Raw genomic sequence first — 6,067 nt, forward strand, 5'->3', positions numbered from 1 at the left:
CCGTTGGTGGCCAGGATGGTCGGGGCCGTGAGGCCATACGGGACGTCTGGGAGGTACTGGGTGACGCATCCCCCGGCCTCGACCGCCAAAAGCCATCCGGCGGCCGTATCCCAGGGGTTGAGGGCCTTTTCGTAGAAGGCGTCGAAACGTCCGGCTGCGGTGTAGGCCAGGTCCAGGGCGGCGGAACCGGGGCGGCGCACGCCCTGGGTGGCGGCAAGCACCCGTTCCAGTTCGACTAAAATGTCGGCCATGTGGGTCTCGATGGCGTAGGGAAATCCCGTGGCCACCAGGGCGTCGGCCAGGTGCGCCGTCTGGGAGACGCGCATGGGGCGGCCGTTGCAGGTGGCCCCGCCCCCGGCGGCGGCCAGGAAGGTTTCCCCCAGCATGGGGGCATGCACCACGCCCAGGGCCACCTTGTCCCCGTCCCACAGGGCCACGGAGGTGCAGACGAAGGGAAAGCCGTGGGCGTAGTTGGTGGTGCCGTCGAGGGGGTCGATGATCCAGGTCCGGGGGCCGGGAACGGTCGTGGCTGCGGATTCCTCGGCCAGAAAGGCGCTTCCCGGGAGCAGGCGGCCGAGTTCCTCCACCAGAAAGCGTTCCACGGCCGTATCGGTCTGGGTGACCAGATCGATGCGGCCCTTTTTGCGGATGTCTTTTTTGCGGTCCCAATGGTCGCGGATGATGTCGCCGGCGCTTTGCACGACGGCGGCGGCCTGGGCGAGAAGGTCTTGCATGGGACGCGGCTAGTTGATGAACACGTTGGCGAAGCGTTCCCGGTCGTCCAGGGTCTTGCCGGTGCCGCGCACCACGGTGGTCAGGGGATCGTCGTCCACGAAGACGCTTAGGTTGGTTTCCTGCACGATGAGCCGGTCCAGACCCGCAAGCAGGGCCCCGCCCCCGGCCAGGAGCAGGCCGTTTCGGGCGATGTCGCCCACCAGTTCGGGCGGGGTTTTCTCCAGGGCCTTGAGCACGGCGGCCACGATGATGTTGACCGGATCCTTGATGGCCTCTCGGATGTGCCCGTCGGAAATGGTGACGTTTTTCGGGGTGCCGTCGATGAGGCTTTTCCCCGAGATCTCCATGCTCTTGGGCTCGGGCAGGGGCATGGCCGAACCGATGGCGATTTTTATCTCCTCGGCCAGATTTTCGCCGATGAGCACCTGGAACTGGTCCTGGACGTAACGCTGGATGGTCTCGTTCATCTCGTCGCCGGCCACGCGCACGGACTCGGCGTAGGCGATGGTGGAAAGCGAGATGACGGCCACCTCGGTGGTGCCGCCGCCGATGTCCACCACCATGTTCCCGGTGGGGCGCTCGATGGGCAGCCCCGCGCCGATGGCGGCGGCCATGGGCTCCTCCACCAGACGCACGTCCCGGGCTCCGGCCAGTTGGGCGGACTCGATGACGGCGCGCTTTTCCACCTGGGTGATGCCCGTGGGCACGCAGATGACGATCTTGGGCTTGGCGAAGCGGAAGCCGTGGATCACCTTGCGGATGAAAAAGGCGATCATGGCCCGGGTGACCTCGAAATCGGCGATGACCCCGTCTTTCATGGGCCGGATGGCCCGGATGCGATCCGGGGTGCGCCCCAGAAACTCCTTGGCCTCCGTGCCCACGGCCATAAGTCCGTTGGTGCGGTTGTCGATGGCCACCACCGAGGGCTCGTTGAGGACGATGCCCTGGCTTTGCACATACAAAAGGGTGTTGGCCGTGCCCAGGTCCATGGCCAAATCCTTGCCGAGGAAATTGAACATCCGGGAAAACAAGCTGCACATGGTGCCTACCGATTGTCCGGCTCGGGCCGGGGGTGGTTTCAAGAGAAAAGAGGCGCAAAGAAGGCGCGCGGACCAATTCCGGAAATAAGCCCGGCCATGCGCAACACCGCATGACGCCCTCGGGCCGGAAATCCGGTCGGGCGCATGTTAGAGTCCCTCGGGGAAAAAGTCTATGACGGGCCGTGGGAAAGACGACTTTTCAGGTGCAGATTCTCAAGAAAGAGGACCAGATATTCCGAGGTCATGCGGGCGAAATCCTTGATGTCCGGTCCAAAGCCCAGGGGGCGCTCGTCGGCCAGGACCAGGACAGCCCGGGAGCGCCGGGCAAAGGCCAGGGGCAGGCAGATCACGCTGCGAAATTCCGTGGCCGGAACATCCTTGCCAAAAAGCGGCGCCGGGGCGGCGGAGGACTCCCCGTCGCCCACAAACGCCGGGGAATTATTCTTGAACACCCAGCCGATCAGGCCCTGTCCCATGGTGAATTTCTTGGGCGCATCCAGGGGATGTTCGAACACCCCCCGGCATGGTCCTTCGAGATAATACCCATGGCCGGATTCGTCGCGCACGGCCAGGAAACAGGCCGAAAACCCCGTGGCTTCGGAGAGGGCGCCAAGCAGCGCGGCCTGGAAGGCGGGCCAGGTGGGATGGCTGCGGCGCAGGCCGCTTATGGTCGCCAAGGCCCGGTGATAGCGGGCGTCCCGGGCGTCCTCGGCGCGCTGGCGCTCGGCCATGACATGGCTGGCGGCGATGTCCGCGAACTGCCCCAGGATTTTCTGGTCTTTTTCCCCGAAGGTGAAGGTCTTGCGGCTGTCGAGGCACACGGCGCCGCCGCACAGGGGCACGGGGCAGCCCATGAAGGCCCGGATGCGGGCTTCGTCTTTTTGGTCGTAATACCCCAGAAAACCCCGTTTCTGGTCGAAATTTCCCACCAACAAGGGTTTTTGGTTGCGGATGATCCATCCGGCCAGGCCCATGCCCGGCGAGATGACCACATCGGCCTTCACGTCGTCGCCCAGGCTGTAATGGGCCGCCACCCGGCAGTCCTCGGAATCCGGATCGGACAGAAAAAGCACGGCCGAATAGGCGTCGAAGACGTTGAGGGCCAAGGCCATGAGCTTATGGAAAAACGCGGTGTCGGCCATGGGAACCCATGATCCGGAAAACGCTTCCGGGAGCGCTTTCCTGGCAAAGAAAAGCTTTATTTTTTTCGGTTAATGCCGTACATGCAGGGATTCCACACATGGATGATCGGGCATTCGTCACGTCGCCTTTTGCACTGGATACCCCACTTCCAGGCGAATGGAAAGCGGCGCGGACCCTGTCCCGGCTGCCAGCCACCAAGGAGCGACCACCGGACCATGGCCTTCACCTGGGAAAAAGCCTTCAGCCGCGTGCGCGAATTCCGTTTCGCCATTTCTCCGGAAAAAGCCTCGCCCACGGAGATCACACGCCTCCAGAACATTCCGGATCTCAAACGGTTCCTTGATCTGGTGCATATCAAGCACTGCCTCCTGCGGCCCTATTTCGAACTCCCCCACTATCCCCTGGTGGACCCCCGGGAGCTTCTGCCCTCCTTCGAGGGCGACCTCTACGAATACAAGGATCTGCCCGGATTCTCCATGGTGGCCCTGGGCAGGCCGTTGCGCTATTTCCAGGAAATCTTCCAGTACGACATCCTGCACTGCCTGCACGACTACAACGCCGAGGAATACCGGGAGCAATGCCCCCTTGAGCATTCCATCTTCACCCAGAACATCCGCACCTTCTGCGCCCGCCTGCCCAAGATGGCCCAGGACGCCTTCCGCTCCGATTTTTCCGACCGCGACGTGAGCAGCCTGGAGAACTATCCGGCCCTTTTGCCCACCATATTGCAGATGGACCGGGCCCATGTCTTTTCCCAGGACAGCCACAACGATTTCTACCTTTCCGGGGTCTACTGCTCCTTTCCGTCCTACCTGGACACGGAGCTCAAACGCTTCGGCTTAAACATCCGCAAGTTTTCCGTGGGCGACGACCGCAAATACGAACGCAACCGGAATTTCGTCTATCAGTTCCTGATGGAGCTCTACGGTTTCCCCATCGTGTCCGAGCGGCGCACCTCTTCGGCCCTTTTCGCCCGGCGGCTGTTCCGCATGGGCGAACAGTTCATGGTCCGGGTGCTGGGACAGACCGACCGCTGCATCACCAGCCTCTCGTCCCACCCCGAGGCCAAATACTATCCCCGGGTCGAAAAAATCGCCCTGGTCTCCATCGACAGCCTGCACAAGGATCTGGTGGCCGTCCTCGACGAGGGCGGCTATTTTGTGGACAAGAAACGGCGCGTGGTCATCCTGCGCGTCACCTACCGCCAGCACAAATACGATCCCAACAACGTCCGCCAGGACCGCGCCCTGTCCGTGGCCGCCCAGGAGATCATCCATCCCCTGACCGCCAAGCCCCTGCCCCGGGTGAACATCATAAAAGACATCTACACCATGTTCCTGCGCTTAAACGACATCGTGCGCGGGGAATACAACGGCCGGGTCATCTATAAGCGCAACGAGGTGGTGGAAAACACCGATACCCACGAAAAACGCTTGAAGTGCCTCTATTTCTGGCTTGGCAAGCACCAACGGCGGATCATCGGCTATTCCGACGAATTCTATTCCAACGTGGTCAAGGTGCTGGACAATTATCTGCTCAACGCCGACCACTACGACGACTTCGACGCCATGCGGGAACTGTACCAGGAGGTTTGGAGCCGCTACAGCTACATCCAGCAGGCCCGCAAGGTCAAAGACCTGGAGGATCTCCAGGATCGCCACTACAAAGGACAACGCATCTCCTATCTCAAGATGCTGACCCTCTACGTGGAGATCATGAACGATTTGAAATTCGAGATCGTCAATTATTTTGAAACGCTTGTCGAAAAAGTTCTGCATATCGGAGAGAAGGTCTTAAGCGACAGCTACCTGGCGGCCAATTACATCCGGCCCCGGGAGGAAAAACTCTCCGAATACGGACTGTCCGTGAAAAAGACCTACGGACGGCTGGTCGCCCTCCTGGACGAATTCAAGTCCATCCGCAAGGCCAAGAAAGAAAAAGGCCTGAACCTCCCGCTCACCGCCGATCCCATGTGACCGGCCGCCAACCCCTACACCTCGGAGGAACCATCGTGGAAAACCTGTCCACCACGCCCTTGACCGCGCATCACCAAGGCCTGGGAGCCAAAATCGTCCCCTTCGCCGGGTTCGCCATGCCGGTGCAATACACGTCCATCCTGGCCGAGCACGCCCACACCAGAACCAAGGCCTCCATCTTCGACATCTGCCACATGGGCGAATTCACGGTGCAAGGCCCCGGCGCGGCCCAGGCCCTTGGCCGCTGCGTCACCCAGGACGTGGAGACCCTCGGCGTAAACAAATGCCGCTACGGCTTTCTGTTAAACGACGCCGGCGGGATCATCGACGACCTCATCGTCTACCGCCTGGAGGACGAGCGGTTCATGGTCGTGGTCAACGCCTCGCGCATCGCGCCCGATTTCGCCCGGTTGCGCGCGCTTATGCCCGAAGCGATCCTGCTTGAGGACATCTCGGCCCAGACCGCCAAGATCGATCTCCAGGGACCGCACTCCTTCGCGGTTCTGTCCAGGCTTTTGCCCGGCGACTGGTCGCAGCTCAAATACTTCAACTGCACCTGGGTCACCTTCGAAAAGCTGCCGCTTCTGGTCAGCCGCACCGGCTACACCGGGGAGCTCGGCTACGAGTTCTTCCTCCCGGCCTACAAGGCCCTCGCCCTGTGGGAAAAACTCCTGGCCGACCCCGACGTCAAGCCCGCCGGACTCGGCGCCCGGGACACCCTGCGCCTGGAAATGGGCTATCCCCTCTACGGCCAGGACCTGGACGAAGAACACACCCCCTCCGAGGCCGGATACGCAAGCCTGCTCAAGCCCGGGGCCTTCATGGGCAGCGCCGGGGCCGGACTCGTCCGGGAGCGCCTCATCGCCCTGGCCGTCCCCGGACGGCGCAGCGCCCGGCACAACGACCTCGTGCTCTGCGACGACGCCCAGGCGGGCCGGGTGACCAGCGGCTCCTTCTCGCCCAGCCTGGGGCACGGCATCGCCCTGGCCTACGTGGCCATGGACGATGCCGAAAAAACCGACTTCACCGTCAAGGCCGCCAAAACCAAACTCGCCGCCGTCCGGACGGAACTGCCCTTTTACAAAGAGGGAACGGCCCGGAAGAAGCTGGCGTAGAAAAAGACGGGAAGACCTCCGGTGGCCAGGGGGGAAACCTTTTAAAAAAGGTTTCCCC

Annotated in this window: 5 protein-coding genes; 2 read left to right on the forward strand and 3 right to left on the reverse strand. The window is 62.3% G+C overall.

Going from position 1 to position 6,067, the window contains the following annotated elements; genetic code table 11:
- The 3 genes from V3572_RS04210 to V3572_RS04220 all read right to left on the reverse strand — a co-directional run.
- On the reverse strand, positions 1-734 hold a 734-nt coding region (locus V3572_RS04210; RefSeq protein ID WP_332109729.1), incomplete at its 3' end, for an inositol monophosphatase family protein.
- 9 nt (positions 735-743) lie between these two features.
- Positions 744-1,775 carry a rod shape-determining protein gene (locus V3572_RS04215; RefSeq protein ID WP_332109730.1) on the reverse strand — a complete coding sequence of 344 codons (1,032 nt, stop codon included), beginning with the start codon at positions 1,773-1,775 and terminating at the stop codon, positions 744-746.
- Positions 1,776-1,945: 170 nt separating this feature from the next.
- Positions 1,946-2,917 (reverse strand): GAF domain-containing protein, encoded by a 972-nt coding sequence (locus V3572_RS04220; RefSeq protein WP_332109731.1) that lies wholly within the window; start codon positions 2,915-2,917, stop codon positions 1,946-1,948.
- Positions 2,918-3,133: 216 nt separating this feature from the next.
- Here V3572_RS04220 and V3572_RS04225 point away from each other — a divergent pair, with 216 nt between their 5' ends.
- Both V3572_RS04225 and gcvT read left to right on the forward strand, forming a co-directional pair.
- Positions 3,134-4,894 carry a hypothetical protein gene (locus V3572_RS04225; RefSeq protein WP_332109732.1) on the forward strand — a complete coding sequence of 587 codons (1,761 nt, stop codon included), beginning with the start codon at positions 3,134-3,136 and terminating at the stop codon, positions 4,892-4,894.
- Positions 4,895-4,929: 35 nt separating this feature from the next.
- A complete protein-coding gene (gene gcvT, locus V3572_RS04230) occupies positions 4,930-6,009 on the forward strand; it encodes a glycine cleavage system aminomethyltransferase GcvT (protein WP_332109733.1) in 1,080 nt (359 codons plus the stop codon).
- Positions 6,010-6,067: the final 58 nt, after the last annotated feature.

The organism is Desulfolutivibrio sp. (assembly GCF_036584575.1).
In the GTDB taxonomy this organism is placed as follows: Bacteria; Desulfobacterota; Desulfovibrionia; order Desulfovibrionales; family Desulfovibrionaceae; genus Desulfolutivibrio.

Excerpts from the sequence above, each read along its gene's own strand:
- V3572_RS04215 (WP_332109730.1), bottom strand. The coding sequence starts at position 1,775 with ATGTGCAGCTTGTTTTCCCGGATGTTCAATTTCCTCGGCAAGGATTTG.
- V3572_RS04220 (WP_332109731.1), bottom strand. The coding sequence starts at position 2,917 with ATGGCCGACACCGCGTTTTTCCATAAGCTCATGGCCTTGGCCCTCAAC.
- V3572_RS04225 (WP_332109732.1), top strand. The coding sequence starts at position 3,134 with ATGGCCTTCACCTGGGAAAAAGCCTTCAGCCGCGTGCGCGAATTCCGT.